This is a genomic window from Pseudomonas sp. Z5-35, assembly GCF_051131945.1.
GTDB lineage: Bacteria > Pseudomonadota > Gammaproteobacteria > Pseudomonadales > Pseudomonadaceae > Aquipseudomonas > Aquipseudomonas marvdashtae.
Genome location: NZ_CP071640.1, coordinates 3,378,920 through 3,403,779 on the forward strand (window position 1 = coordinate 3,378,920; position 24,860 = coordinate 3,403,779).

Annotated in this window: 24 protein-coding genes; 6 read left to right on the top strand and 18 right to left on the bottom strand. The window is 61.9% G+C overall.

All coding sequences use genetic code 11. The features are described 5' to 3' along the window. Positions 1-92 precede the first annotated feature (92 nt). The 5 genes from J3P95_RS15420 to J3P95_RS15440 all read right to left on the bottom strand — a co-directional run bounded on the left by J3P95_RS15420 (position 93) and on the right by J3P95_RS15440 (position 6,852). On the bottom strand, positions 93-3,191 hold the full coding sequence (locus J3P95_RS15420; protein WP_434580655.1) for an error-prone DNA polymerase: 3,099 nt from the start codon (positions 3,189-3,191) through the stop codon (positions 93-95). After that, the gene (locus tag J3P95_RS15425; protein WP_434580653.1) at positions 3,167-4,588 is read right to left on the bottom strand and encodes a Y-family DNA polymerase; all 1,422 of its coding nucleotides are present in this window, start codon (positions 4,586-4,588) and stop codon (positions 3,167-3,169) included. Before J3P95_RS15425 ends, J3P95_RS15420 begins: the two co-directional genes overlap by 25 nt. Positions 4,589-4,595: 7 nt before the next feature. Beyond that, entirely contained in the window at positions 4,596-5,219 is a 624-nt protein-coding gene (gene imuA / locus J3P95_RS15430) for a translesion DNA synthesis-associated protein ImuA (RefSeq protein WP_434580652.1), read from the bottom strand. After that, positions 5,219-5,836, bottom strand: a complete 618-nt coding sequence (gene lexA / locus J3P95_RS15435) for a transcriptional repressor LexA (RefSeq protein ID WP_434557664.1) — start codon at positions 5,834-5,836, stop codon at positions 5,219-5,221. Before lexA ends, imuA begins: the two co-directional genes overlap by 1 nt. Before the next feature lie 131 nt (positions 5,837-5,967). Continuing rightward, entirely contained in the window at positions 5,968-6,852 is an 885-nt protein-coding gene (locus J3P95_RS15440) for a LysR family transcriptional regulator (protein ID WP_434557665.1), read from the bottom strand. A gap of 131 nt (positions 6,853-6,983) precedes the next feature. Here J3P95_RS15440 and J3P95_RS15445 point away from each other — a divergent pair, with 131 nt between their 5' ends. Further along, positions 6,984-8,627 carry a GMC family oxidoreductase gene (locus tag J3P95_RS15445; RefSeq protein ID WP_434580649.1) on the top strand — a complete coding sequence of 548 codons (1,644 nt, stop codon included), beginning with the start codon at positions 6,984-6,986 and terminating at the stop codon, positions 8,625-8,627. 124 nt (positions 8,628-8,751) lie between these two features. Then, a complete protein-coding gene (locus J3P95_RS15450) occupies positions 8,752-10,374 on the top strand; it encodes an MFS transporter (protein WP_434557667.1) in 1,623 nt (540 codons plus the stop codon). Positions 10,375-10,434: 60 nt separating this feature from the next. On the opposite strand, the gene J3P95_RS15455 is transcribed toward J3P95_RS15450, so the two are convergent. Then, on the bottom strand, positions 10,435-10,842 hold the full coding sequence (locus J3P95_RS15455) for a response regulator (protein ID WP_434580648.1): 408 nt from the start codon (positions 10,840-10,842) through the stop codon (positions 10,435-10,437). A gap of 241 nt (positions 10,843-11,083) precedes the next feature. On the opposite strand from J3P95_RS15455, the gene J3P95_RS15460 reads away from it, so the two are divergent. Continuing rightward, positions 11,084-13,030: a DNA topoisomerase III gene (locus J3P95_RS15460; protein WP_434580647.1), complete on the top strand. Its 1,947-nt coding sequence runs from the start codon at positions 11,084-11,086 to the stop codon at positions 13,028-13,030. 681 nt (positions 13,031-13,711) lie between these two features. Continuing rightward, entirely contained in the window at positions 13,712-14,041 is a 330-nt protein-coding gene (locus J3P95_RS15465; protein WP_434557670.1) for a hypothetical protein, read from the top strand. A gap of 54 nt (positions 14,042-14,095) precedes the next feature. On the opposite strand, the gene glsB is transcribed toward J3P95_RS15465, so the two are convergent. Next, complete coding sequence (gene glsB, locus J3P95_RS15470) at positions 14,096-15,004, bottom strand: glutaminase B (RefSeq protein WP_434557671.1); 909 nt, start codon at positions 15,002-15,004, stop codon at positions 14,096-14,098. Between the two features lie 139 nt (positions 15,005-15,143). On the opposite strand from glsB, the gene J3P95_RS15475 reads away from it, so the two are divergent. Next, positions 15,144-15,338, top strand: a complete 195-nt coding sequence (locus tag J3P95_RS15475; RefSeq protein ID WP_434557672.1) for a hypothetical protein — start codon at positions 15,144-15,146, stop codon at positions 15,336-15,338. Positions 15,339-15,343: 5 nt separating this feature from the next. On the opposite strand, the gene J3P95_RS15480 is transcribed toward J3P95_RS15475, so the two are convergent. The 11 genes from J3P95_RS15480 to J3P95_RS15530 all read right to left on the bottom strand — a co-directional run bounded on the left by J3P95_RS15480 (position 15,344) and on the right by J3P95_RS15530 (position 23,841). After that, positions 15,344-16,750 (bottom strand): saccharopine dehydrogenase C-terminal domain-containing protein, encoded by a 1,407-nt coding sequence (locus J3P95_RS15480; protein ID WP_434580645.1) that lies wholly within the window; start codon positions 16,748-16,750, stop codon positions 15,344-15,346. Between the two features lie 115 nt (positions 16,751-16,865). After that, on the bottom strand, positions 16,866-17,675 hold the full coding sequence (locus J3P95_RS15485; RefSeq protein WP_434557674.1) for a DUF3618 domain-containing protein: 810 nt from the start codon (positions 17,673-17,675) through the stop codon (positions 16,866-16,868). Further along, entirely contained in the window at positions 17,672-18,103 is a 432-nt protein-coding gene (locus J3P95_RS15490) for a phage holin family protein (RefSeq protein WP_434557675.1), read from the bottom strand. Before J3P95_RS15490 ends, J3P95_RS15485 begins: the two co-directional genes overlap by 4 nt. After that, a complete protein-coding gene (locus J3P95_RS15495) occupies positions 18,103-18,762 on the bottom strand; it encodes a hypothetical protein (RefSeq protein ID WP_434557676.1) in 660 nt (219 codons plus the stop codon). Before J3P95_RS15495 ends, J3P95_RS15490 begins: the two co-directional genes overlap by 1 nt. Before the next feature lie 245 nt (positions 18,763-19,007). Further along, positions 19,008-19,508 carry a ferritin-like domain-containing protein gene (locus J3P95_RS15500; protein ID WP_434557677.1) on the bottom strand — a complete coding sequence of 167 codons (501 nt, stop codon included), beginning with the start codon at positions 19,506-19,508 and terminating at the stop codon, positions 19,008-19,010. A 126-nt stretch (positions 19,509-19,634) separates the two neighbouring features. Further along, positions 19,635-20,564 carry a ZIP family metal transporter gene (locus J3P95_RS15505; RefSeq protein WP_434557678.1) on the bottom strand — a complete coding sequence of 310 codons (930 nt, stop codon included), beginning with the start codon at positions 20,562-20,564 and terminating at the stop codon, positions 19,635-19,637. A 107-nt stretch (positions 20,565-20,671) separates the two neighbouring features. Further along, on the bottom strand, positions 20,672-21,553 hold the full coding sequence (locus J3P95_RS15510; RefSeq protein ID WP_434557679.1) for a manganese catalase family protein: 882 nt from the start codon (positions 21,551-21,553) through the stop codon (positions 20,672-20,674). Positions 21,554-21,823: 270 nt separating this feature from the next. Beyond that, positions 21,824-22,201 carry a general stress protein gene (locus J3P95_RS15515; protein ID WP_039589227.1) on the bottom strand — a complete coding sequence of 126 codons (378 nt, stop codon included), beginning with the start codon at positions 22,199-22,201 and terminating at the stop codon, positions 21,824-21,826. Positions 22,202-22,714: 513 nt separating this feature from the next. Then, complete coding sequence (locus tag J3P95_RS15520; protein WP_305500228.1) at positions 22,715-22,963, bottom strand: metallothionein; 249 nt, start codon at positions 22,961-22,963, stop codon at positions 22,715-22,717. 26 nt (positions 22,964-22,989) lie between these two features. Further along, entirely contained in the window at positions 22,990-23,259 is a 270-nt protein-coding gene (locus tag J3P95_RS15525; protein WP_434557680.1) for a hypothetical protein, read from the bottom strand. Positions 23,260-23,331: 72 nt separating this feature from the next. Beyond that, the gene (locus J3P95_RS15530; protein WP_434557681.1) at positions 23,332-23,841 is read right to left on the bottom strand and encodes a ferritin-like domain-containing protein; all 510 of its coding nucleotides are present in this window, start codon (positions 23,839-23,841) and stop codon (positions 23,332-23,334) included. Positions 23,842-24,018: 177 nt separating this feature from the next. On the opposite strand from J3P95_RS15530, the gene J3P95_RS15535 reads away from it, so the two are divergent. Then, a complete protein-coding gene (locus tag J3P95_RS15535) occupies positions 24,019-24,846 on the top strand; it encodes an NAD-dependent protein deacetylase (protein ID WP_434557682.1) in 828 nt (275 codons plus the stop codon). Positions 24,847-24,860 lie beyond the last annotated feature (14 nt).

A 24,860-nucleotide genomic window follows, 5' to 3' on the forward strand; every position in this document is an offset into this window, starting at 1 on the left:
GTTTTCCTGATTCTTCAGACGGACCGCGCCAGCTGTATTGCGACGGCTGCGCCGCCGAGCGGGAGCAAGCTCCCTCGCCACGGGCTGCAGCGCTAACGAAAATCCCGGCTGCGCACATGGATGCCCGCCAGCAGTCCGGTCAGGTCGCTCAAGCGCCCGGCGATCAGGTGGCGGACTTCACCGACACTCTCCCAGCGCCCATCCACCCTGAGCAATTGCGATCCCACCAGGACCTTGCGCTGGCGTTCGGCGAGGTCGCGCCAAACCACTACGTTGAGGTTGCCGAATTCATCTTCCAGGGTGACGAAGGTCACGCCGCTGGCCGTGCCCGGGCGCTGGCGACCGGTGACCAGACCGGCGACGCTGACGTTGCGACCATGTTCAACGTCCTGCAACTCCCGCGAACTGCGGCAGCGCCGGGCGCGCAGTTCGGGACGCAGCAAGGCCAGCGGATGAGGGCCCAACGTCGTGCCCAGCGTGGCGTAGTCAGCGAACAGATTTTCTCCCACGGTGGGTTTTGGCAAATCCACGGGCGACTCTTCCTGACTGGGCAGGCCCGCGAACAGGCCCAGTTGTTTTTGTACCCCGGCAATGTCCCAACGGGCGCGGTGGCGATCGCCGGCCAGACCGCGCAAGGCACTGGCGTCAGCCAGTTGTGCCAAGGCCCGGGCATCAAGTCGAGCACGCTCGCCGAGGTCGGCCACATCGCTGAAAGCCCGCTGCCCGCGAGCTACCTCGATGCGCCTGGCATCGTCCTCGCGAAAACCCTTGATCATGCGCAGGCCCATGCGAATGGCCGGTTGCTGGCCTTCCAAGGGTTCGAGACTGCAGTCCCAATCGCTGGCGCGCACGTCCACCGGACGGATCTGCAACTGATGGCGGCGAGCATCCTGGAGGATCTGGTCCGGGCTGTAGAACCCCATGGGCCAACTGTTGATCAAGGCACAGGCGAACGCCGCCGGTTCGTGGCATTTGAGCCAGCTGCTGGCGTAGGTCAGCAAGGCGAAACTGGCGGCGTGGGATTCAGGGAAACCGTAATTGCCGAAGCCTTTGATCTGCTCGAAGATTTGCGCGGCATATTCAAGGCTGTAACCCCTGGCCTCCATCCCGTCGGCCAGCCGCTTCTTGTGAGGCTCAAGCCCACCGTGGCGTTTCCAGGCAGCCATGGAGCGACGCAGCTGGTCCGCTTCACCCGGACTGTAACCCGCGGCGACGATGGCGATCTGCATGACCTGTTCTTGGAATAGCGGAACACCCAAGGTACGTCCCAATACTTCTTCCAATTCTGGCGAAGGGTAAGTGACAGCCTCCTCCTTGTTTCGCCGACGCAGATACGGATGGACCATGCCGCCCTGGATCGGTCCCGGCCGCACGATCGCCACTTCGATCACCAGGTCGTAATACTCCTTGGGTTTGAGCCGCGGCAACATCGCCATCTGCGCTCGGGATTCGATCTGGAACACGCCGATGGTGTCGGCGCGGCTGATCATATCGAACGTGGCTTTGTCGTCCTTGGCCAGCGACGCCAAGGTATGGCGTATGCCCCGGTAGTGCGCGATCAAATCGAAACATCGGCGAATCGCGCTGAGCATGCCCAAGGCCAGGATGTCCACCTTGAGCAGCCCGATCGCATCGAGGTCGTCCTTGTCCCACTGGATGATGGTGCGCTCGGCCATGGCGGCGTTTTCCACCGGCACCAGGGTGTCCAGGGGCTGCTGGGAAATCACGAAGCCGCCGGGGTGCTGGGACAAGTGCCGGGGAAAGCCGATCAACTGCTGGGTCAGCCCCAGCACCCGACGCAACACCGGGCTGTCCGGGTCGAAACCGCCCTCACGCAAGCGGTTCAATGGCGGTGCCTCGTCACTCCAACGCCCGCAGCAATCGGCCAGGGCATTGACCTGGTCCGGCGGCAGGCCCAGGGCCTTGGCCACGTCGCGCACCGCCCCGGCACCGTGGTAACTGCTGACCACTGCGGTCAACGCCGCGCGATGTCGGCCATAACGCTGGAACACGTACTGCAAGACTTCTTCACGGCGCTCATGTTCGAAATCGACATCGATGTCCGGCGGCTCATTGCGCTCGCGGGACAGGAAACGCTCGAACAGCATCTCGGTACGGCTCGGGTCGATTTCGGTGATGCCCAGGGCAAAGCACACCGCCGAGTTGGCCGCTGACCCGCGTCCCTGACAGAGAATATTGCGGCTGCGGGCAAACCTGACGATATCGTGGACCGTGAGGAAATAACTGTCGTAACCCAGCTCGGCGATCAACTTCAATTCCTTGTCGATCTGCACCCGCACCTTGTCTTCCACGCCGTCCTTCCACCGCTCGCGCATGCCGCGTTCGGCCAGCTCCCGCAGCCAGGATGCCGAGTCGTGGCCCTCAGGCACCAGCTCGCGCGGGTATTCATAGCGCAACTGATCGAGATCGAAGGTACAACGCCGGGCGATCTCCAGGGTTTCATCGAGCAAGGCGCGAGGGTAGAGATCGGCCAGATCCTTGCGGCTGCGCAAATGACGCTCGCCGTTGGGATGCAGACGCTGGCCCGCCTCGGCCACGGTGACGTGGTGGCGGATGGCAGTCATGGTGTCTTGCAAGGCGCGGCGACCGCGAACATGCATGTGCACATCGCCCGTGGCGACAGCAGGAAGATCCAGGCGTGTGGCCAACGCCAGCAAGTCGGCCAGGCGCTTGCGGTCGTCCTGTCCGCAATGCAACTGCACGGCCAGCCACAGGCGCCCGGCAAAAAAACGCTGGAGCCAACGGCCTTGCGCCTCGGGATCCTTGCCGCCGGGAACCCACAACGCCAACAGTCCCGGCAGGGGTTCGTCGAAATCTTCCCGGACGATGCGATAACGGCCCTTCTCGCTGCGACGCCGGGCGCGGGTGATCAGCCGGCACAAGGCTTGATAGCCTTCGAGGTTTTCCACCAGCAGCACCAGCTTGGGGCCATCCTCGACCTGGATTTCGCTGCCCACGATCAGTTGCAGCTCCAGCTCTTTGGCCGCCTGCCAGGCCCGGACGATCCCGGCCAGGGTGCATTCATCAGTAATCGCCAGGGCCCGATAGCCCTGTTGTCTGGCACGGCGACACAGCTCCAGGGCGCTGGAGGCGCCGCGCTGGAAGCTGAAGTTCGACAAGCAATGCAGTTCGGCGTAGTCGATGTTCATGCGAACCAGCCTTGTAGCCATAACGGCCCGCTTTCACCCACCGGTCGATAGGCCCAGGCGCGTTGCCCGGTACGGGTTTCGATCAGGTAGTAATCGCGGCGCACGTCGGCGCCGTCCCACCAGCCGGACTCGATGCGTTCCGGGCCCATGAGGATGCGCGCCTGACTCTCGGGCAACGCCTGGGGCTCGCCAAGCAGCCAGCCGGGACGCTGGATTTCATCGCGCAGAGGACAGGCCTGGCGCCAAGGCTCGGGCGTCAGTTGCCAAGCGCACTCGGGTCGATGATCGTCGCCAAACCCCAGCCCTTGCACGGCATCGTCGCCCAGGCGCGCCCGCAGTCGTTCGCGCAATTGCTCCCAGGGCAAGGACTGCTGGGGACGTTCGTCGAACAACTCCAGGCGCTGGGGCACGAAGCTCGGCAGGTCTTCGGCGCACAACCGAACACCGCGCACGGGTGCCTCGACCTGTACCTGTTCGAGACGGCCACGAGCCAGTTCGAACAGCATTGAAGGGTCCCGCTCGGCGCTGAGCAGGCCGACCTTGATCACCGTGTCGGGCAAACCCGCATGCTCCAGATGCAGGTCGAAGCGCTGCACGCCGCTGTCGCGCCCGGCTAAAAAGGCCGACAGATCACCGGTCAAGCGGCGCAGCGGAAACAGCAACGCTTGGTGCGATTGCACGTCGTAATTGAGCTCGATACGCACATCGAAACGGTCCGCAGGCAAATAGAACGACAGCGCCAGGGGGCGATTGCCCGTCAGCGCGTCGAAGTGCTTGAGCACGTCGGCCTCGAAGCGCCGCGCCAAGGTGTGTCGGGGCAAGGCCTGGACCTGATCCAGGCGGCGCAGCCCCATGCGCGACAACGCCGTGGCCACGTCGGGCGCCAGGCCGATGCGGTCCACGGGCATGTGCCCCAGGTACGCTTGCAGGGTCTCGCCATCGGGCACCACCAGGGCATCATAAGCATTGGCCAGTACCCGCGCTGCCACCGGGTTGGGGGCAGCGACGATGCGATGGCGAAAGCCCAGTTCCGTCAGTTCGTCCCGCAAGCGCGCCTCGAATACCGGCCAGGGCCCGAACAGCCCCAGGCTCGATTCGATTTCGAACACCACCGTGCGCGGGTAATGCACGCTGACCTGGGAACTGAAGCGGTAGGCCCAGGCTGCCAGGAATTGTTGCCAATGCTCGATCTGCGCCGCGTCGTACTCGGCCGTGGCAAACCCTTTGCTCAGGGCCTGGGCGGCGGTCATGGTCTGCCCGGGCCGCAAGCCCAGGGCGCGGGCCGGTTCATTGACCGCTTGCAACACTCGACGCTGGGCCGGACCGGTCAGCAGCGCCAGGGGCTCGTCGGGATCGGGGCGCTGGCGCAACGCGGCGTCCAACGCCAATTGCGGAAAGAGGATACAGACCCAGCGCATCGCAACCTCAATGCTCGGTGTGCGTGGGAAACGCAATCGGTGCCGAACGAGCCAGCCCGCCCCGGGACTTGAGCACTCGCAATTGTGCCGGCCGGGCATCGATGGCAATCCGCAGGGCCGCCGGAGACGGGTTGATGGCTTCCTGGATCGAGCGCCAGGCGAACGCCAGGGTCTGGCCGGTTTCCGCCGCGACTTGCAAACGGCGCAAGGCCCGGTCATCCGCCTGCCGAGGCCAGCACAGCACCGCGCCGCAACTGCCCGAACGCAAGCATTGCTCAGTGGCCCACAAGGCATCGCGTTGATCGGCCTGGATGATCGACAGTTGGCGCAGGTCGACCCCGGCATTTCGCCAAGCCTGGGGATAGGGTACGAACGGCGGCGCCACCAGCACGATCCGCTCCCCCGCCGCCGACAGCCGCGCGAGGGTCGGCCAGACCAGTTGCAACTCGCCCACGCCCGGCGCGCTGATGAGAATTTCCGTCAGTGCCGCTTCCGGCCAGCCGCCATTGGGCAATGCCGCGTCCAGCGCCGCATGACCGGTGGGCTGCGGGCTGGCGGCCGGCGGCGCAGGTCGCCCCTTCCAGACCTGGCCGCCATTGAACAGCGTGTCCAGCGCAACGACAGCGCCCATCAGCCTTGTCTCACCAAGCCACAGAACACGCCTTCGATCGCCAGGTCCTGGTCGGCTGCAACGATGATTGGCTGATAGGCCGGGTTGCGGGGCAACAGGCGCACGCGCTCGCCGACTTGCTCGAAGCGCTTGATAGTCACTTCCCCGTCCAGGCGCGCCACGACGATCTGCCCATTGGCGGCCTGGGGCGTGCGCTGCACACCCACCAGGTCACCGTCGAGAATGCCGTCCTCAATCATCGAATCGCCCTGGACCCGCAACAAATAATCCGGCGCCTTGGTGAAAATCGCCGGGTCCAGCAGCAGGCGGCTGTGAACCTCGGCGTCGGCGCCAATCGGCAGCCCGGCAGCCACCCGCCCCAGCACCGGCACGTCCAGCAACTCGGGGCGTGGCGGTTGGTTCAGCAGCCGAATGCCTCGGGCCTGGTGCGGATTGACCTCGATGAAACCGGCCTCGGTCAACGCCAGCACATGCTTGCGCGCCACGCTGCGAGAGGCGAAACCAAACGCCTCGCTGATTTCAGCGAGGCTCGGAGGCTGGCCCTGCTCGGCGATGCGTTCGCGGATAAAGGTCAGGATAGCGGTGCGGCGAGGAGTGAGAGTCGTCATGGAGTACATTTGTACTCCTGTCGGTTTTTTCTGACAAGCGCCGCCAGTCAGTTCACAGGTGGGCTGTACAAATCATTGTGGCGAGGCCGCTGGCTCCCTCGCCACAGGGTTCTAGACTGACGGAGGATTTGGCAGCGCGGCTAAGGCAGCAGCAGCCCCTGCTCACGCTCGCACAACTGCACCACGTAATCCCACAACACGCGTAACCGGACGGATTTGTGCAGCTCGCGGCGGGTACTGATCCAGTAGCTGCGGCAGATGCTTTCGTCCGGCAGCAAAGGCACCAGCGTCGGATCGCTGCTGGCCATGTAGCACGGCAGCACGGCGATTCCCAGGCCCGAACGCGCGGCCTGCTGCTGGGCGATGACGCTGGTGCTGTGGAAGACGACCCGCGGCTTGCGGCAAAAGCTGTTGAGGAACATCAATTCCTGGCTGAACAACAGGTCGTCGACATAGCCGATCCAGGCGTGACGAGCCAGGTCCTCGCGGCTGTGCAACGGCGGCGAGCGGTCCAGGTAGCCCTGGCTGGCATACAGGGCCAGGCGGTAATCGGTGAGTTTGCGAGTGACCAGCAGGTCGGCCGCCGGCCGTTCAAGGTGAATACTGATTTCCGCCTCGCGGTTGAGGATACTGACGAACCGCGGCACGGCGACCAGCTCCACCTCCAACCCCGGATAACGCTCGAACAACCCATTCATGCGACTGGCCAGGAACATGATGCCCAGCCCTTCCGTCACACCTAACCGGATCTTGCCCAGGGGTGCGCTGGACTGGGTGATGTCTTCCTGGGCGAGCAGCGCGACGTTCTCCATGGCTTCGGCATGCTTGAGCAGTGCTTCACCCGCTGGGGTCAGTTCGTAGCCCTGGGCGTGCTGGACAAACAACGCCGTGCCGAGGCTTTTCTCGATGGCCTCGATGTGCCGCGCCACCGTGGCATGGGTGGTGTTGAGCCGTCGCGCGGCGGTCAACAAGCGGCCGCTGCGTTGCAGTTCCAGGAAGTAGCGCAGGTCATTCCAATCGAACATGAGCCTTCCTTGCAAACGCCTGAAAGTGAGGGCTGTTTATAAACGCACAGCCGCTGCGCAAAAACTAACATTCTTTTGACGAAAACTAACAACTAGGATGAGTCCCACAAGAACAAAAAATGAGGTCGCGAATGCAACCTGTCGTCGATGAATACGATTATGTGATCGTGGGCGCCGGCCCCGCCGGATGCCTTTTGGCCAATCGCCTTTCAGCCAACCCGCAACACCGGGTGCTGCTGCTCGAAGCCGGTGGCCGTGACAATTACCCCTGGATTCATATCCCGGTCGGCTACCTGTTCTGCATCGGTAACCCGCGCACCGACTGGTGCTTCAAGACCGAAGCACAACCGGGCTTGCAAGGTCGCGCGCTGAACTATCCGCGCGGTAAGGTGTTGGGCGGCTGCTCATCGATCAACGGCATGATCTACATGCGCGGCCAGGCCGCGGACTACGACGGCTGGGCCGCCGAGGGTAATCCCGGCTGGGCCTGGAAAGACGTGTTGCCGCTGTTCAGGCAGAGCGAAAACCACTTCGCGGGAGACTCCGATTTTCATGGCGCGAGCGGGGAATGGCGAGTCGAACGCCAGCGCCTGTCATGGCCGATTCTCGATGCCTTCCGCACCGCTGCCGAGCAGAGCGGTATCCCCAGCGTCGACGATTTCAACGGTGGCGACAACGAAGGCTGCGGCTACTTCCAGGTCAACCAGAAAGCCGGGGTGCGCTGGAACGCCGCCAAGGCCTTTCTCAAACCGATTCGCAATCGCCCCAACCTGACGATATTGACCGAGGTCGAGGTGGATCGCGTGTTGTTGCGTGACGATCGTGCCCACGCCGTCAGCGCCCGCTGGCAAGGCGAAAACATGACGTTCAAGGCCCGCAAGGAAATCGTCCTGTGCGCCGGCGCCGTTGGCTCGCCGAGTATTTTGCAGCGCTCCGGGATCGGCCCGCGCAGCCTGTTGCAGCGCCTGGGCATCGGCGTGGTCCACGAGTTGCCCGGCGTTGGTGGCAACTTGCAGGATCACTTGCAGTTGCGGCTGATCTACCAGTTGGAAAACGCCCGTACGCTGAACCAGATCGCCGGCACGCTGTGGGGCAAGATGGGCATGGGCTTGCGCTACCTGTACGACCGCAGCGGCCCGCTTTCCATGGCCCCGAGCCAACTCGGTGCGTTCGCCCGCTCGGGGCCGGAACAGACCTCGGCCAACCTCGAATACCACGTACAACCATTGTCCCTGGAGCGCTTCGGCGAACCGCTGCACAGCTTTGCGGCGTTCACCGCGTCGGTGTGCGACTTGCGTCCGATGAGCCGCGGCCGCGTAGATATCCGCTCAGCCGATCCCCGTGACGCGCCGTTGATCCAGCCCAATTATCTGAGCCATCCCGAAGACCTGCGGGTCGCCGCCGACGCCATCCGCCTGACCCGACGCATCGTCGCCTCCCCGGCCCTGGGCGCCTTCAAGCCGGTGGAATACCTGCCCGGCCCCAGCCTGCAAACCGAAGAAGAATTGCACCAGGCCGCCGCGCGCATCGGCACGACGATTTTCCATCCGGTGGGCACTTGCCGCATGGGCCCGGACGCCGACGCCGTGGTGGATGCGCAATTGCGCGTGCATGGCATCAAGGGCCTGCGCATCGCCGACGCCTCGATCATGCCGCACATCATCTCGGGCAACACCTGCTCGCCGACGCTGATGATTGCCGAGAAGGCGGCGCAGATGATGCTAGCGCCAGCGATCACCAGCATCACGACACAAAAGCAGCCCGCCACGGTCTGAAAAACACCAAGAGCCCCCGTGGCGAGGGAACAAATGTAAACCAAGGAAAATGCGTCAAGTCAGGAGACGCCCCACCCGGCGTTGCAGTGGAACAACAAAAACAATCACTGTGAGGGATACCGCTATGTCTGAGCATGTTCAGCCCCTGGAAGCCACGCGCAGCGCCGGCACCAGTCAGGAAACGCAGAAAGTCATCTTCGCCTCGTCCCTGGGGACGGTGTTCGAGTGGTACGACTTTTTTCTCTACGGCGCCCTGGCGGCGGTGATCAGCAAGCAGTTCTTCGCCGGGGTGAACGACACCACGGCGTTCATTTTTGCCTTGATGGCCTTCGCCGCCGGCTTCATCGTGCGTCCGTTCGGCGCCTTGGTGTTTGGTCGATTGGGCGACATGATCGGGCGCAAATACACCTTCCTGGCGACCATCGTGCTGATGGGCCTGGCCACGTTCTGCGTCGGCCTGCTGCCCAACTACGCCAGCATCGGCATCGCCGCACCGATCATCCTGGTGGTGTTGCGCATGCTCCAGGGCCTGGCCTTGGGCGGGGAGTACGGCGGCGCGGCCACCTATGTCGCCGAGCACGCGCCGATGGGCAAGCGCGGTTTCCACACCAGTTGGATTCAGTCCACCGCCACCCTGGGGCTGTTGCTCTCGCTGCTGGTGGTGCTGGGGTGCCGTTACTTTACCGGTGACCAGTTCGAAGTCTGGGGCTGGCGCATTCCGTTCCTGTTGTCGATCCTGCTGCTGGGCATCTCCACCTGGATCCGCCTGAGCCTGCACGAGTCGCCGGCCTTCCTGAAAATGAAAGAAGAAGGCAAGTGCTGCAAGGCGCCGATCCGCGAATCGTTCGGCAAATGGGAAAACCTGAAGGTGGTGCTGATCGCCCTGTTCAGCATCAACGCCGGGCAAGCGGTGACCTTCTATGCCGCGCAATTCTATGTGCTGTTTTTCCTCACCCAGTTCCTCAAGATGGACCCGGCACTCGCCAATAGCCTGCTGATCGTCAGCGTCATCATCGGCGCACCGTTCTTCATCTTCTTTGGCTGGCTGTCGGACAAGGTCGGACGCAAACCGATACTGATGATCGGCCTGCTGTTGGCGACGGCGTTGTACTTTCCGATCTTCAAGACGCTTGCGCATTACGCCAACCCGGCCATCGACTTGGCAAGCCGCCAGGCACCGATCACCGTGGTCGCCGATCCGGCCACCTGCACCTTCCAGTTCGACCCGGTGGGCAAGGCGCGTTTCGACAGCCCCTGCGACAAGGTCAAGACCTTCCTGGTCAAGCAAGGCCTGCCCTACAGCAGCGTCGCGGCGCCTGCCGGCAGCAGCGTGCAAGTGAGCGTCGGTGACGTGAAACTCGAAGGCTACGACGAAGCCGCCCTGCGCGGCGCAGTGACGCTGGCGGGCTACCCGCAACAGGCCGACGCCCAGCAGATCAACCGGCCGATGATCGTCGCCCTGATCGTGGCGCTGATCATCATCTCGGCGATGTGCTACGGTCCGCTGGCGGCGCTGATGGTGGAACTGTTCCCGACCCGCATTCGCTACACGTCGATGTCCCTTCCGTACCACATCGGCAATGGCTGGTTCGGCGGCTTCCTGCCCACCGTGTCGTTCGCGCTGGTGGTCTATACCGGGGATATTTTCTATGGGCTGTGGTACCCGGTGGTGATCACGGGCGTGAGCCTGGTGGTGGGGATGATCTGCCTGCGGGAAACGAGGAACGTGGATTTGGATACCAACTGAGGATCTGTCCCTTGTGGCGAGGGAGTTTGCTCCCTCGCCACGGGAGCTGCATTACAGCCATCAATGCACCGAGTGATCTTTCACCGTGCTTTCCACCAGATCGAGCATCTGCCCCAGCGCCCACGGCTTGGCGATGAACGAGGCCTGGTGCTTGATCCCCGCGCTTTCCGGCGTCTCGAAGCCCGACATGATCAGCAGTGGTATCTGTGGCCAGCGATCCCCGGTCAGGTTGGCGAGGTCCGCTCCGTCCATCGCCCCAGGCATGGTGATATCGGTCAGCAGCAGGTCCACGTAATCGGCGCTCTCTTCGAGAAAGGTCAGTGCCGAATCAGCGCTCTCCCGGGGCTCGACGACAAACCCCTCTTCCTCGAGGATTTCACACAAAAACTCCAGGATGGTCGGATCATCCTCAACAACGAGAATCAAACGCGTGGTCGCCTGTCCGTTGCCCCTCGGCATCGAATTCATGAAAGTGACTCTCCTTGATTCCATTAACTTGCTCTGCGGTTTCAATCGCTCTGCAAGTTATGAGCGATGCCCTTGCGAGAAATTCATTCTGCTTGCCTATTCAGTCGCCAAGCGACAAGCCAAGCGGGCTGTTGCAACGCAGCGCAACGTTTTATCTGTATATCCATACAGATAAAGCTTGCTCCGGCGCCGATCCCTGACCATGCTAGCGCCCCATGAAACCTGCTTAGGAAGAGGCGTTATGCGGTTGTACCTGTGTGAAAAACCGTCCCAGGCCAAGGACATCGCCACAGTGCTGGGCGCCACGCGGCGCGGCGACGGTTGCTGGTTGGGCGCGAACGTCACGGTCACCTGGTGCATCGGCCATCTGTTGGAAACCGCCCCACCCGACGCCTACGACGCGCGCTACAAGCGCTGGGTGCTGGCCGACCTGCCCATCGTGCCGGCGCGATGGAAAATGACGGTCAAGCCGAAAACCGCCGGGCAGTACAAAGCGGTCAAGCGGCTCCTGGGGGAAGCGACGGAACTGGTCATCGCCACCGATGCCGACCGCGAGGGCGAAATGATCGCCCGGGAGCTGGTCGAGCATTGCCGCTATCGCGGGCCGATCCAGCGACTGTGGTTGTCGGCCCTGGACGACGCGTCGATCCGCAAGGCCCTCGGCGCACTCAAGCCCGGCACGGAAACCTTCAACCTGTACCATTCGGCCCTCGGCCGCTCACGGGCCGATTGGCTGATCGGCATGAACATGAGTCGCCTGTTCACGCTCCTGGGGCGCCAATCCGGTTATCAAGGCGTCTTGCCGGTGGGCCGCGTGCAGACGCCGACCCTGCGACTGGTGGTGGATCGCGACCGCAGCATTGCCGATTTCGTACCGGTCGCCTACTGGGCCATCGACGTGCAACTGAGCGATACCGGCACCGCCTTCACCGCTCAATGGCGCGCCGATCCGGACGCCTGCGACGACCAGGAACGCTGCCTGAACCAGGCCCTGGCCCGCGACGCCGCCCAGGCCATGGGCAACGCTGCCACCGCCCGGGTCATCAAGGTACGCACCGAACGCCTGCGCGAAGCGGCGCCGCTACCGTTCGACCTGGGCACCCTGCAGGAAGTCTGCTCGAAGAAGCTCGGCCTTGGCGCCCAGGAAACCCTGGACGTTGCCCAGTCGCTCTACGAAACCTACAAGCTCATCACTTATCCGCGCAGCGATTGCGGTTTCCTGCCGGTGAGCCAGCACGGCGAAGCGCCCGCCATTCTCGCCGCCCTTGCCCAGGCCGATCCGGGCCTTGCACCGCTGCGCGATCACCTGCAACCCCAACGCAAATCCCGCGCCTGGAACGACGCCAAGGTCAGCGCGCACCACGGCATCATTCCCACGGCTGCGGCGAAGAACCTCGACAAGCTCGCCGGCAAGCAGCGCGCTGTCTACACGCTGATTCGCGCGCGCTACCTGGCGCAGTTCCTGCCCAACCATGAATACGACCGGACCCAGGCCGACTTCGATTGTGCCGGCCAGGCCCTGCGCGCGGTCGGCAAGCAGATCGTCGAACCCGGCTGGAAGCGCGCCCTGCCCGAAGCACTCGCACCGGCACGGGGACGCGAAGCACCCGTGCCACAAACCTTGCCGCCGCTGGCCGAAGGCCGCGACTGCACAGTCGACGAGGTGATTCACAAAGACCTGTGGACCCAGCCACCCAAGCCGTTCACCGAGGGCGACCTGATCAAGGCGATGAAGAACGTCGCCAAGCTGGTGGAGGATCCGTTGCTCAAGCAGAAGCTCAAGGACACCACCGGCATCGGCACCGAAGCGACCCGCGCTTCGATCATCCAGGGCTTGCTCGATCGTGGTTATCTGGTAAAGAACGGCAAGGCCCTGGCCGCCACTCCAGCGGCGTTCAGCCTGATCGACGCGGTGCCTAGGGCGATCGCCGACCCCGGCACCACTGCGATCTGGGAACAAGCGCTGGACATGGTGCAAAGCGGCGAAATGAGCCTGGAAGAATTCGTCACCCGGCAAGCCGCCTGGATGAGCAAGCACGTCGCCCGCTGCCAAGGCATGAGCCTGACCATCAACGGCCCGGCCAGCCCCGCCGGACGTGGGGCCGCGCCGTGGAAGAAAAAACGCAAGCCGGCCAAGCGCAAAACTGACGGCGCACCGCGCAAGGCGAGCACGGCCAAGGCCACCTGAGCCCTGCCGCAGAAGAGCAAGCCAGATGCGATCCCGTGGCGAGGGAGCTTGCTCCCGCTGGGCTGCGTAGCAGCCCCAAGTAACCTCACACAATATGTCTGACACATCGCATGTGCCTTTTTTAGGGCCGCTTCGCGCCCCAGCGGGAGCAAGCTCCCTCGCCACGGGAAACCACCCGCAGTTGTTTTTCCATACCCAAACCATTTTGTCCGACAATATGTAGTGCCAAAAAATAATCACTACAAAACCGTTGACGCCTCCGATTTGCCCTTGCATGATGCAGACGTCTCCCCGATCGGGAGTACAGGCAAATGTTTGAGCAAGCTCGTCTGACCGCCGAGCTGTTTTTTTGGTAAAGGGACTGCCCACAAGGCAGATTGAAGGTGCTGACCTGGCATGACCGTCCGGTGACAAGGACGAGAAACGCTGGCGATCAATCCTCATGACGCATGGGCTCGACCCTCAAAGTCGACACTGGCCTGAAGATTCTTCGCTGTTTTTCTTCGTTGTAGCGCATTTGCGTAGCAGCCCTTCGATAACACTACATAACTGATGCACGACCCCGTCGAAGCTCGACGGATGAACGCTGACGGCCTGGTTTCGGTGACAGGCAAACATCACCGAACAGCGAAGTTTTGCGAACCACCAGACAGATCAACCAAATGGTCAAGGGGCTTACACATGAATCTGAATAATCAACCATCTATTGATGAACTGGCTCGCATGTTCGCAGCACACAAAGACAGCCTGGACAGCCACATCCTGTGGATCAGCAAGACCGGCCAGGTCCATATGGACTGCCTCTCGCCCTTCACCCAGGAAGACGAGTTCGACAAGCACCAGCAAGACCTATGCGCCCGGCTGAAAATGTACCGCCGTGGCCAAGGCTACGTCGGCAAGAAAGCCGCCGCCGACAAGGACTTCATGGGCCGCGTGCTACAAACGCTGACCCAGGCCTGGCCGTCGGTGCAGGACAGCGCTGAGGTTCGGGTCATTGACCGCCTCTGCTGACATTCCTTAGCAAAAGGCCCGCTCCTGAATCAGCAGCGGGCCTTTTTTTTGTCATCAGAAAACCGACCAGCCGATCCGTTGGCTGAGCAGTTCCAGCGCCGCCATGCCGGCGAGGGAATTGCCGGCAACGTTGAGTTCCGGCGACCAGACGCAGACCGTGAACTGCCCCGGCACCACGGCGACAATCCCACCGCCCACGCCGCTCTTGCCCGGCAGGCCAACGCGATAGGCGAAGTTGCCCGCCTCGTCGTACAGGCCGCTGGTGGCCATGATGGAGTTGACCTGCTGAGTCTGGCGAGCGCTGAGGATCTGCTCGCCGCTGTGCTTGCAAAAACCATCGTTGGCCAGGAAGCAGAACGCACGGGCCAGGTCGATGCAGTTCATTCGTAGCGCGCAGTGGCTGAAATAGCTGCGCAAGACCGCTTCCACGTCGTTATGGAAATTGCCGAAAGATTGCATCAGATAGGCCATCGCCGCGTTTCGCGCGCGGTGCTGGTATTCCGACTCGGCGACCTTGCCATCCACCATCACTTGGGGATTGCCCGACAAGCGACGTACGAAATCACGCATCGACAGCGCCGGAGCGGCGAAGCGTGATTGATTGATGTCGCAGATCACCAGGGCCCCGGCGTTGATGAACGGATTACGCGGCCGGCCGCGTTCGAACTCCAGCTGCACCAACGAGTTGAAAGGCTGGCCGGACGGCTCGTGGCCCAAGCGCTCCCAGATGGCTTCGCCGGAATGCTCGATCGCCTGCACCAGGCTGAAGACCTTGGAAATACTCTGTACCGAAAACGGCGTGTCAGCATCGCCTGCGCGATACATCTCACCGTCATTGCTGTACACGGCAATGCCCAGCTGATTGGCCGGCACCGTGCCCAGAGCAGGAATGTAATCGGCTACCTTGCCCTGGCCGATCAGGGGGCGAACCGCGTCGAGGATCTCGTTCAACAGTGCTTGCATGTGCGCATGGGTCCGATCATTCCCCGTTCGAGTGCGGGGATACAGACGCTAGACGCCGTTGGGCGTGGGCAGAGCACACTGAGCTGGATGAAAATCCCGCAGTCTATAGTTCAAAAGACCAACCGGCAGGAGGTAAACGATGCGCCAGATCATGCAAAAAGAACCCTGGTGGGCCGCGCCGCCCCGCCCAGGGCAGGATGAAAACGAGTTGGAATGGGGCTGGCTGGTGATCTACAGCGAAGGCGAGCCGCGTTTCGAATTCATCCTGGAGCGCCCCTCGGACGAACAGATCCGCCATCGCAAGGGCTGCCGCGTGACGCTGGGGTCTGAATGACCCGACTAGGGTGTCGTGAAATGCTCGAATTGCCAGCTATTCGCAGCGCCATCCTCGGACTGTTTATGAACCGCGCCACCCGGCGTCCAGTCGGTGCGCTGGCCCACCAGCGTGCCGAGGTAAGGCCGGGCGACTTCCAGCACACGCTGGTAATCCATTTGCTCGGGCTCGACGATGCCACGGTCCGGATGCTCTACCGCCCAGACGATGCCCGACAGCACCCCCGCCGCCACTTGCAGGCTGGTGGCGTTGTTGAAGGGCACCAGCGCCCGGGCTTCGTCGATGCTCAGCACCGAGCCGAACCAGTAGGCATTCAGCTCATGGCCCATCAGCAAGACACCGAGGGCGTCGGCGCCGCCGCTGTCGATTTCGCCATTGAGGATGCGTTGCCGGGTTTGCGCTTCCCAGCCGCGACCGACCAGCTCATGAATCGACAGCAGCGCGTCATTGCAAGGGTGATAGGCGTAATGCAGCGTCGGTCGATAGACCAATCTGCGTTGCTCCTTGACGGTCAGCAGGTCAGCCGTCGATGCGGTTTCATGATGGGTAATCATCAGCCCCAGGCAGGGGCCGCCCAACGGCGTCCACGTCTTGACCAGCACGCGGGCACTGGGACGCTCGAGATAAATCGTGTTGCGCGTGCCGAAGCGATGACGTCGGGCAGACGTCGGCCAACTGCGCTCATGGCTGCCCCAACCGAGTTCCGCCGGCTGGCTGCCCTCGCTGATGAAGCCTTCCACCGACCAAGTGTTGACGAACTCATCGTCCTCCTTGAGACGCTGCGAACGCTGGGTATCGCGTTCGGCAAAATGGATGACCTTAATACCCATCTCCATGCATAACCGCGCCCAGTCGATGCCTTCGCGGTCTTGGGGCAACGGATGGTCCAACTGCACTGCCAACTCCATCAGTCCAGCTTTGAGCAAATGGGTAATCAAGCCTGGATTGGCGCCATGGGCAACGACTGCCGTCGGGCCTTTGCCCAACTTCTTGCGCAGGTCCAGCACCTGATAGCGCAACGCATAGTTGGTGCGGTGGGGAAGGTCCAGGTGCGGATCGTCATAGCCACCGGCCCAGGGTTCGACGCAGGTGTCCAAGTACAGGGCGTCCTTATCGAAGGCGTACGCCATGACCGCCAATGAGCTGACCTCCACCGACACGTTGACGATGAAGTCACCGGGCTTCACGAAGCGATCCAGCGTCTGTACAAAGGTCTGCTCGGTCAGCGCCTTGCGGACAAAACGAATGCCCCGCTCCTTGAACCAGATCTCCTGCTCAATCACCGGTGCGATGACGGTGATGCGCTCGACCTCGATGTGATCCTGCCTGAGTAGCAAGGGCAACGTGGCTCGCGCAATGGAGCCGAAGCCGATGAAGACCAGATGGCCGCTGAACGGGACCTGATGTTTCATGTGCTGCCTCCTTGGGAACGGTGTACTTCAGATGAAATAACCGCACAACAGCCGAGGCTCTGCCAACCTTGACAGGTACGGCGCGGGAACATCCCGCACCGCCTCTTGCGCTCGCCTACGAGGTACCCAACCCGCCGGACAGATCCGCGCCGGAATGCGCGTGTCCAGGGGCTGGCGTGGCGGCTGGCTGGTCACGATGTTCGGTGGTCTTGCTCACCGTATCGCGCACCGTTTCATAGCCTTCGCGCGCCTTTTGCTTGGCCTTGTCGGCCAGGTCGGCGCTGGTCCTGCCCATCACCCGCTGTTCGGTCGACGTGCTAGGCAACGCAGCCCCCAGCATGGCGCCCAAGGCGATACCCGCAGCCGCCAGCATCAGCGGTTGCTCTTTGAGCAAGCGACTGAACTGCTCGCCCAGGTCCTGGGAACCCTGGCTCATTCGCGCCCCCGTTTCATGGGCGCTGTGGCGGGCATGACGGGCGCCGGCACCGAGACCGTCAGCCAGGTGCGAAGCCTTGTCCTTGAGATGGTGGAAGCCTTCGCGCAACGAATCGGTGGTGTCATGCAAATGATCCTTGGCGCTGCCCAGGCCACCGGCAAGTCCCTCGCTCCAGCCGCTGCCGTCCTGGTCGGGTCCGACGCGATAGCCGACCCGCGGCGGGTGGTTCTGGCCGAGCATCAACCAGCACAAGCCGACCGTGGTCAACACGGTCGGCACCGGGTTATTGCGCACCGTGGTGCCGAGGTTGCCGAAAAATTCCGCGCCATTGCCCTTCACCAGGCCCAGTGCCTGATCGAGCATTTGGCCCGGGGTGAACTTGCTGCCCAAGGCATCGACGATGTGGCTGATATGGGCGCGCTGCTCATCGATCTCGCGCTCGATGGTTTCCGGGCTCTTTTCGGATTCGGTTTTGAATTCATCCTTCATGAGGCTTTCCTCCGCAGGGCTTCCTGGTCTTTGTTCAAGGCATCGAGCGTTCGGTCAGGCTTGAAGTGGGACGGTTCGAACTGCTTCTTGCCCGACTGGACCATGACGAAGCCGATGATCATCGCCACCACACCAACGATCAGCGCGGCCAGCCACGGCGCCATCATCGTACTCAGGCCATACACCACTGCCATCAACAGGATGATAAAACCGGCCAGCAGCACCATCGCGCCGCCGGCCACCCCGGCGATGCCCGCCTTCAGCGAGTTGAGACTGGCTTGGAACTCAGCCTTGGCCAGCGCCAATTCCTTGGTGAACAGCGAAGGGACTTCATGGGTCAGTTGCCTGAGCAAGCCCATGACCGATGCATCGTTGTCGGGCGCCGTGGTCCCGGTGGGACGCTGCAGATCGGGGTCTGGTCGGTTCATCACAATTCTCCTCTGGTATTGGCCGAACCCGGCAGCGAGCCGGTGGCTGAGTCACTGGGATGGTCTTGGACGCTGGGTGAAGTCGGAGTAACGCCAGTGGCCAGGCCACTGCTTGGTGTTGTTGCGGCACCCGGACCGATGGGGTCAGGGGTTGGCTCGAAGGGTCGCTGGGCGCCGAATCCGCCGGCCGGTGGATTCGAATTCCCGGCCGCAGGGTCGTCGACCTCAGTGGCCACCGGCGAGGTGCCGGCCTTGAGGAACCGCGACAGGCCGAAGCCTACGGCGATGCTGCCGGCGAGGAACAGACCGGGATTATCCCGTGCCAGGCGAGAGCCGTCGTGCAGCAACTCTTCGGCGCTCTTGTTGCGCAACTTGCCGGCCAGACCGCTCATGCTATCGGCCATGTCCGCCAAGTAATGCGAGAGGCCAAGGGTGTCGTTGGCTTCGAGTTCCGACATGGCCGACTTGGCGCCACGCGCCAAGGCATCGATCTGGTCCGCCGCGGTATCGCGGTATTGGCCGAAGTGCGCATCGGCCTTTTCGCGGGCGCTGCCGATGGCTTCGTTCACGTCCTCCTTGATGTGGTTAAGGGACTCGTCAGGTCGCCCCTGACTTGAAGTGCCGCTTTGTCGCTCGGGGTTGTTGTCCGGGATAGTCATGTCTGTCCATCGCCTCCGTGATGAAAAACTCAACAACAGGCAAGCGCCGAAACGCTGCCTGGATAAGTGCCTCTCAGAACAAGTGACGGGACGCGCTGGAGCGTAGTTCCAACGATTTTTATTGCCGGACGCTGTGCGGTCGTTGGGGGCGTTTAGCTGGGTTTCGCTTAAAAAAAGGGCATTGGGATGAGCTCCAATGCCCTATTCAACACTGCACCCGTGGCGAGGGACCTCGCCAGTTCGCCTCAAGTCTCCATCGTCGCCGCCTGGTTGCCGCCCTGCTCGGCGATCTTCGAAAGTTTCTCATCGGTGGCCTTCTCTTCCTTGAGCGTGGCCAGCAACAAACCGACCACTTCGTCGCCCAGGTTCAAATGCTTGGCCATGGCGATCAGCGTGCCGTAGCTGGCGATTTCGTAGTGCTCGATCTTTTGTTGCGCAGCGATCAGCCCCGCATCAAGCACCGCGCCCTTCTCGATTTCCTCGAGCAGTTCCTTCGTCTCTTCCACCAGCCCTTCCATGGCAATGCATTTCATGCGCTTGAGCTTGATACCCGCCACTTCGACAAGGGTGTCAATGCGTTCGATCTGGCCTTGGGTTTCTTCAAGGTGATCGTTGAAGGCTTGCGCCAGCAAGGGGTTGGTGGTGGCCCGGGCCATGCGTGGCAAGGCACGAGTGATCTGCTTTTCGGCGCTGTAGACATCGGACAGTTCGTGAATGAACAGGTCCGTCACGGTTTTTCTGGCCATCTCGGCATCCTCCTTCGGGTTGAAGTGGTGAAGCGCCGCTTCACCTGTCATCAACACTGACCCGGAGCAAAATGCGGATGTTCAAGAAAATCCGTGAACGCCTGGACGGAGGGTTCCGGGTGCGTTTTAACCCAGCGCGGTGTCGAGGAACATCATCACCGCGAACCCCATCATCAGGCCCAGGGTCGCGGGGGTCTCGTGACCGTTGCGATGGGTTTCCGGAATGACTTCATGGGAGACCACGAAGATCATCGCCCCCGCCGCCAATCCGAGGCTGATGGGGTAAGCCACGGCCACGCCCGAGGACATGCCCAGGCCGATCACCGCGCCCAGCGGTTCCATCAGTCCCGAACCGACCGCGATAAGCGCGGCCCGCAGAGTGCTGATCCCGGTCACACGCAGCGCCATGGCAATGGCCAGGCCTTCGGGGATGTCCTGGATCGCGATGGCGGTGGTCAGGGGCAGGCCGACCTTGAGGTCGCCATTGGCAAAGCTGACGCCGATGGCCATGCCCTCCGGCAGGTTGTGCAAGGTAATCGCGAGGACGAACAACCACACCCGGTTGATGCGCTTGGCTTCAGGACCGCGGCGCCCACTCAGCTCATGTTCGTGGGGCACGAAGCGGTCGAGCCCGACCATCAGCGCGACGCCCAGCCCCAGGCCGATAACGACCACCAGGGCGGCGAGCAACTGGTTGCCGCAGATGATCTGTGCAGCCTCTATCCCCGGCAGGATAAGCGAAAACGAGCTGGCCGCGAGCATCATCCCGGCAGCGAAACCGAGCATGATGTCCTGGGTCCGCGATGAAATATCGCGCAGCACCACCGCCATCATCGCCCCCAACGCGGTAGCGGCAAAACCGGACACCCCTCCCAACGCCGCATAGCTCAGGTGCTGACGATCGGCCCCCACCAAGGCGTTGTAACCGCTGTACAACAGCAGTACGGCGACCAGCGCCAAACCCAGCCAGAAGCTCACGCCCAGCAGCAGGTTGTTTTGCACAGGATCGAGCCAGGTACGCCAGGGTGATCGGATCCGGGAGGTGGGCTGGTCCATCAAAGGTCCTTGTTGATTTGGCCGTGCGATGCCCGACCGTCAAGCGCAATGGCATAACGATCAGGCGATATTTTCAGGCGGGGGGGCTAAGCCCCCTCGCCGGCTTCTTACAGTTTGTCACCTTGCATCCCCGAACCCAAGTCGGCGCCCGTGGTGGGATTGCTTTCAGGGTTGGACATCGTCCGCGCCTTCATGTCCATCAATAGCGCTTCGTCCTTTTCACTCAACTGCACGCTGGCCAGGCCATCGCCGCCGTCGACCGCTGGCGTTGGGTTTTCAACGTACTCCCAATCGTCACCCTGGTTCCATGGGCCGCGCACGGTAGGTTCACCCTGGGACATGTTGAAGTACACGTTGGTGAACTCCGGCATGCCTGGCAGTTTACCTTGCGGGAAGTTGGGCTGGATGGAGTGCAGGGCTTTTTCGAACGACAGTTGGTGGGCGATTTCACGGGTCATCAAAAAGCCCAGGGCTTCTTTCACACCAGGATCGTCAGTGACATTCATCAGCCGCTCATAAACGATTTTTGCCCGGGCCTCGGCGGCGATGTTCGAACGCATGTCCGCCGTCGGTTCGCCGATTGTATCGATGTAGGCGGCGGTCCATGGCACACCGGCTGAGTTGGTCAACGGCGAGCCGGCGCCATACAGCACACTGGTGATGTGCGAATCATTGCCGGCCCCATTGATTTCCCGGTACAGCTGGCCCTCCTGCTCGACGCCTTCAGCCATCTTGCCCTTGGCGCCCTTGTTCAGCATGACGATGATCGAACCGATCACCTCCAGATGGCTGAGCTCTTCGGTGGCAATGTCCATCAGCAGGTCCTTGCGGCCTGGATCATCTTCGGACAGGGCCTGGGTGAAATAGCGCGACGCCGCCGCCAACTCGCCCTGGGCACCGCCAAACTGTTCAAGCAACAGATTGGCCAGTCCTGGATTGGGCTCAGCGACACGCACGGTATATTGCAGTCGTTTGTTATGTACGAACATGGTAAAACTCCTCGTTCAGGACACAGTTCATGAGAACACTGCCGGCGGCAGGCCCATGAAAGTCAGAAGAAGTTAAACGAATAAAATTTGTTTTTTATTCAAGGCAGAAGACGAATGGTAGTTGCAAGCGACCCAAACTCGTCCAAGCCTTGATATATATGAATCATTCAACGAAGCCGGGCATGACATGACCGACGTTGAATAGAACTGATGGTGAGGCCGGAACAGACCCCATGCCAACGGCATGGGGTCTGCGGATACCACGGGACATTACGATTTACGACCGCCACCGTGGCTGTTTTCACCGCCTTTCTTGCCAGCTTCGGAAGCTTTTTCCCGGTCGTTGGCAAAGTTGCCACCCGACGCCTGGCCACCTTTGCGGCCCGCTTCAGAAGCCCTTTCAGGGTCATTGGCAAAGTTGCCACCCGAGGCTTGACCCCCTTTGCGGCCGGCTTCTGCGGCACGTTCCGGATCGTTGGCAAAATTGCCACCCGACATATGACCGCCCTTACGGCCGGCCTCGGCTGCGCGTTCCGGATCGTTAGCGAAGTTGCCGCCCGATGCCTGGCCGCCTTTCTTGCCGGCTTCCGATGCTTTCTCACGATCGTTAGCGAAATTGCCAGGGTTGTTATTACCTGTATTTGCCATTTCATTCACCTCGTTAGTTGCTATTTGCGAACCCCGTTGGCTCGTACTTATTCGGAAAACCTGAACCGCTCAAGGTTTGAATAAAGTTCTTCAAACGGCGACGAGCGGTCATTCTGTTGTTTATCTACCGCTGCGCTTGTCATGTATTGAAAATCGCTATCGAACAAGCGGCGATCAATTAGCACTATCAAATGCAGAGCCATGTGGGAGCGAGCCTGCTCGCGAATGCAATTTATCAATCGATACTAAATTTTGAACTTTCTATTGCATTCGCGAGCAGGCTCGCTCCCACAAAGTTCTCACCTCAAGCATGTAAAAACAGTGCGTGTCTTTCCACGCTGTCCGCCAAAGGCCGAATGGCGCCGGCACCCCACTGCACCGGTCTCGTCACTCAGGCCGCGCGCCGTTCCAGGAAGCCAAAACTCGCGAGCTGCCGGTGTTGTCTTGCACCACCGCACTGACCGGCTTGCGGTGTCCGGGCACCCTGTCGCCGATGCCCGGATAAAGCGATGTTCAGGGTGAAATCGGATCGCTGGCCGGGAACGTTTCCTCCAGCGCTTCATCCAGTTGGTTATTGGTAATGTCCCGCTCGCCGACCTTGCCACTTTGTTCACAATGACAATCCGCCGCCGGACATGGCTCGCCATTCGGGTGTTGTTCTGCGCAGGCCTGGCTGCAATAGGCCTCGCCGTCGTGATTGAACACCCGCTCGGGATCTACCTCGCAATGGCAGCCGGGGCAGCCACACTGCAGTTCGCTCATGTTTGTCCTCCAAGGGTCCGCGGTTGTCAGGATCCCACCAGTAGCTGAACCTCAAGATTGGCCGCCGCGACGCCGTGCTTCGCTACATACACTTCATCGGTCCAGCCTTTGGTCAGGTTGCGATAAGTCTGTGTGCCCAAGGCCGTTCCGCTGTCCCATTCAATGACGTCGCCGATATCGACGTCATTGGCGGGCCCCAGCTCAAGCACCGTGTGGCCTTCCTCTTCCGCCACGTAGACTCCCACCCTGGCACTCTGTCGATTGATGGCTCTAACCTCACCGGTGGTCTGCTTCATACCTGTCCTCTTTGCGGTTGATGGCAGGTTTGGCGCGGCCGAACCGTGCCGGGCCGCGCCTCGCATTGCACCTCAGCGCTTGGCTTCGGTATGCGGATTGGCCGAACGCTCAAGGAACGCCTGGGTGATTTCCGGCAGATGATCGCGCAGCCATTCAGCCATGGCGATTTCCTGGGGCAGAATCTGCTCGCAGGCCTTTTGCGTTTCTACATCGCCGGCTACTTTCGCCGCTTCGATCAGCACCGTGTACGAAGCGATTTCCAGGTTCTCGAAGACGTAGCCACTCATGGCGCCCTTGACTACTTCGTCACTCATCGCCATGCCGCCCATGGCTTGACCGAACGCCATCAGCTTGCCGGCCATGTCCTTGAGCATCGACGGGCTACCGCCCAGGCGCTGGATGCATTGCTCCACCAGTTTCTGCTGCCCGAGGGTCTCTTCGATGTGCTGTTCGATCCGCGCCTTGAGCACCGGGTAATGTTCCAGGCGCTCGGCCTGGGCCTTGAGCATTTTCTCCGCTTGCTGTTCCATGGCGTGAGCGTCGTTGAGCCAATCCAGCAGGTTGTCTTTAGGGGTTGCCATTGCGTTCTCCTTATTCAGTATCCATAGCGCACCGTTGTGCGAAAAATCTGAAATACCGCACATAAGGTGGATGTTCCTCGCGCCGGGAAAGTTTGAAGAAAGACCCAGGGAGGGCGACGAAAGGCGCACAGCGAGCCCGATGCTAACCTCAGGATTCAAGCCCAGCGGAGAATGCAAATGTCCGACGATCTTCACCGTGACCCTATCGAACAGCTTCAGGCATACATGGCCGGACGCCGCTTCCTGGTGTTGACCGGCGCGGGCATCAGCACCCCCTCCGGCATTCCCGATTACCGCGACACCGACGGCGTGCGACGGGGCCGCCAGCCAATGATGTATCAAGAGTTTCTCGCCCGGCCCGAGGCACGGCGGCGCTACTGGGCGCGGGCGATGCTGGGCTGGCCGCGCATGCGTCAAGCCCGGCCGAACCAGGCCCACGAAGCTTTGGCGGCGTTGCAGGGACAAGAACGCATCAGTGGCCTGATTACCCAGAATGTCGACGCCCTGCACGACCAGGCCGGCAGCCAGCAGGTCATCGAGCTGCACGGCAACCTGCACCGGGTGCTGTGCCTGGATTGCAGCCAGCGGAGCGAGCGGCAGCGGATACAATTATTGATGGAGGCACAAAATCCTTACCTGGCAGGCGTCGATGCGGTGCAGGCACCCGACGGCGACACTTTGTTGGATCCGGCATTCGAAGCGCGCTTCCAGATTCCCCGCTGCCCTCATTGCGACGGCGAGCGCTTGAAACCCGATGTGGTTTTCTTTGGTGAAAACGTCGCCGCCGCCACCGCGACTCGCGCCACCGAGGCAGTCGGCCAAGCAGATGGATTGTTGGTGGTGGGTTCTTCGTTGATGGCGTATTCGGCGTTTCGCCTGTGCCGGGCAATCAAGGAACAAGGCAAGCCGCTGCTGGCGATCAATCGGGGCAAGACCCGCGCCGATGACCTCCTGGACCTCAAGGTCGAGGCGCCGTGTGAGCAACTGTTGCCCTTGCTGATCTGACGACGGCTGGCGAT

Excerpts from the sequence above, each read along its gene's own strand:
- J3P95_RS15420 (WP_434580655.1), bottom strand. The coding sequence starts at position 3,191 with ATGGCTACAAGGCTGGTTCGCATGAACATCGACTACGCCGAACTGCAT.
- J3P95_RS15425 (WP_434580653.1), bottom strand. The coding sequence starts at position 4,588 with ATGCGCTGGGTCTGTATCCTCTTTCCGCAATTGGCGTTGGACGCCGCG.
- imuA (WP_434580652.1), bottom strand. The coding sequence starts at position 5,219 with ATGGGCGCTGTCGTTGCGCTGGACACGCTGTTCAATGGCGGCCAGGTC.
- lexA (WP_434557664.1), bottom strand. The coding sequence starts at position 5,836 with ATGTACTCCATGACGACTCTCACTCCTCGCCGCACCGCTATCCTGACC.
- J3P95_RS15440 (WP_434557665.1), bottom strand. The coding sequence starts at position 6,852 with ATGTTCGATTGGAATGACCTGCGCTACTTCCTGGAACTGCAACGCAGC.
- J3P95_RS15445 (WP_434580649.1), top strand. The coding sequence starts at position 6,984 with ATGCAACCTGTCGTCGATGAATACGATTATGTGATCGTGGGCGCCGGC.
- J3P95_RS15450 (WP_434557667.1), top strand. The coding sequence starts at position 8,752 with ATGTCTGAGCATGTTCAGCCCCTGGAAGCCACGCGCAGCGCCGGCACC.
- J3P95_RS15455 (WP_434580648.1), bottom strand. The coding sequence starts at position 10,842 with ATGAATTCGATGCCGAGGGGCAACGGACAGGCGACCACGCGTTTGATT.
- J3P95_RS15460 (WP_434580647.1), top strand. The coding sequence starts at position 11,084 with ATGCGGTTGTACCTGTGTGAAAAACCGTCCCAGGCCAAGGACATCGCC.
- J3P95_RS15465 (WP_434557670.1), top strand. The coding sequence starts at position 13,712 with ATGAATCTGAATAATCAACCATCTATTGATGAACTGGCTCGCATGTTC.
- glsB (WP_434557671.1), bottom strand. The coding sequence starts at position 15,004 with ATGCAAGCACTGTTGAACGAGATCCTCGACGCGGTTCGCCCCCTGATC.
- J3P95_RS15475 (WP_434557672.1), top strand. The coding sequence starts at position 15,144 with ATGCGCCAGATCATGCAAAAAGAACCCTGGTGGGCCGCGCCGCCCCGC.
- J3P95_RS15480 (WP_434580645.1), bottom strand. The coding sequence starts at position 16,750 with ATGAAACATCAGGTCCCGTTCAGCGGCCATCTGGTCTTCATCGGCTTC.
- J3P95_RS15485 (WP_434557674.1), bottom strand. The coding sequence starts at position 17,675 with ATGAAGGATGAATTCAAAACCGAATCCGAAAAGAGCCCGGAAACCATC.
- J3P95_RS15490 (WP_434557675.1), bottom strand. The coding sequence starts at position 18,103 with ATGAACCGACCAGACCCCGATCTGCAGCGTCCCACCGGGACCACGGCG.
- J3P95_RS15495 (WP_434557676.1), bottom strand. The coding sequence starts at position 18,762 with ATGACTATCCCGGACAACAACCCCGAGCGACAAAGCGGCACTTCAAGT.
- J3P95_RS15500 (WP_434557677.1), bottom strand. The coding sequence starts at position 19,508 with ATGGCCAGAAAAACCGTGACGGACCTGTTCATTCACGAACTGTCCGAT.
- J3P95_RS15505 (WP_434557678.1), bottom strand. The coding sequence starts at position 20,564 with ATGGACCAGCCCACCTCCCGGATCCGATCACCCTGGCGTACCTGGCTC.
- J3P95_RS15510 (WP_434557679.1), bottom strand. The coding sequence starts at position 21,553 with ATGTTCGTACATAACAAACGACTGCAATATACCGTGCGTGTCGCTGAG.
- J3P95_RS15515 (WP_039589227.1), bottom strand. The coding sequence starts at position 22,201 with ATGGCAAATACAGGTAATAACAACCCTGGCAATTTCGCTAACGATCGT.
- J3P95_RS15520 (WP_305500228.1), bottom strand. The coding sequence starts at position 22,963 with ATGAGCGAACTGCAGTGTGGCTGCCCCGGCTGCCATTGCGAGGTAGAT.
- J3P95_RS15525 (WP_434557680.1), bottom strand. The coding sequence starts at position 23,259 with ATGAAGCAGACCACCGGTGAGGTTAGAGCCATCAATCGACAGAGTGCC.
- J3P95_RS15530 (WP_434557681.1), bottom strand. The coding sequence starts at position 23,841 with ATGGCAACCCCTAAAGACAACCTGCTGGATTGGCTCAACGACGCTCAC.
- J3P95_RS15535 (WP_434557682.1), top strand. The coding sequence starts at position 24,019 with ATGTCCGACGATCTTCACCGTGACCCTATCGAACAGCTTCAGGCATAC.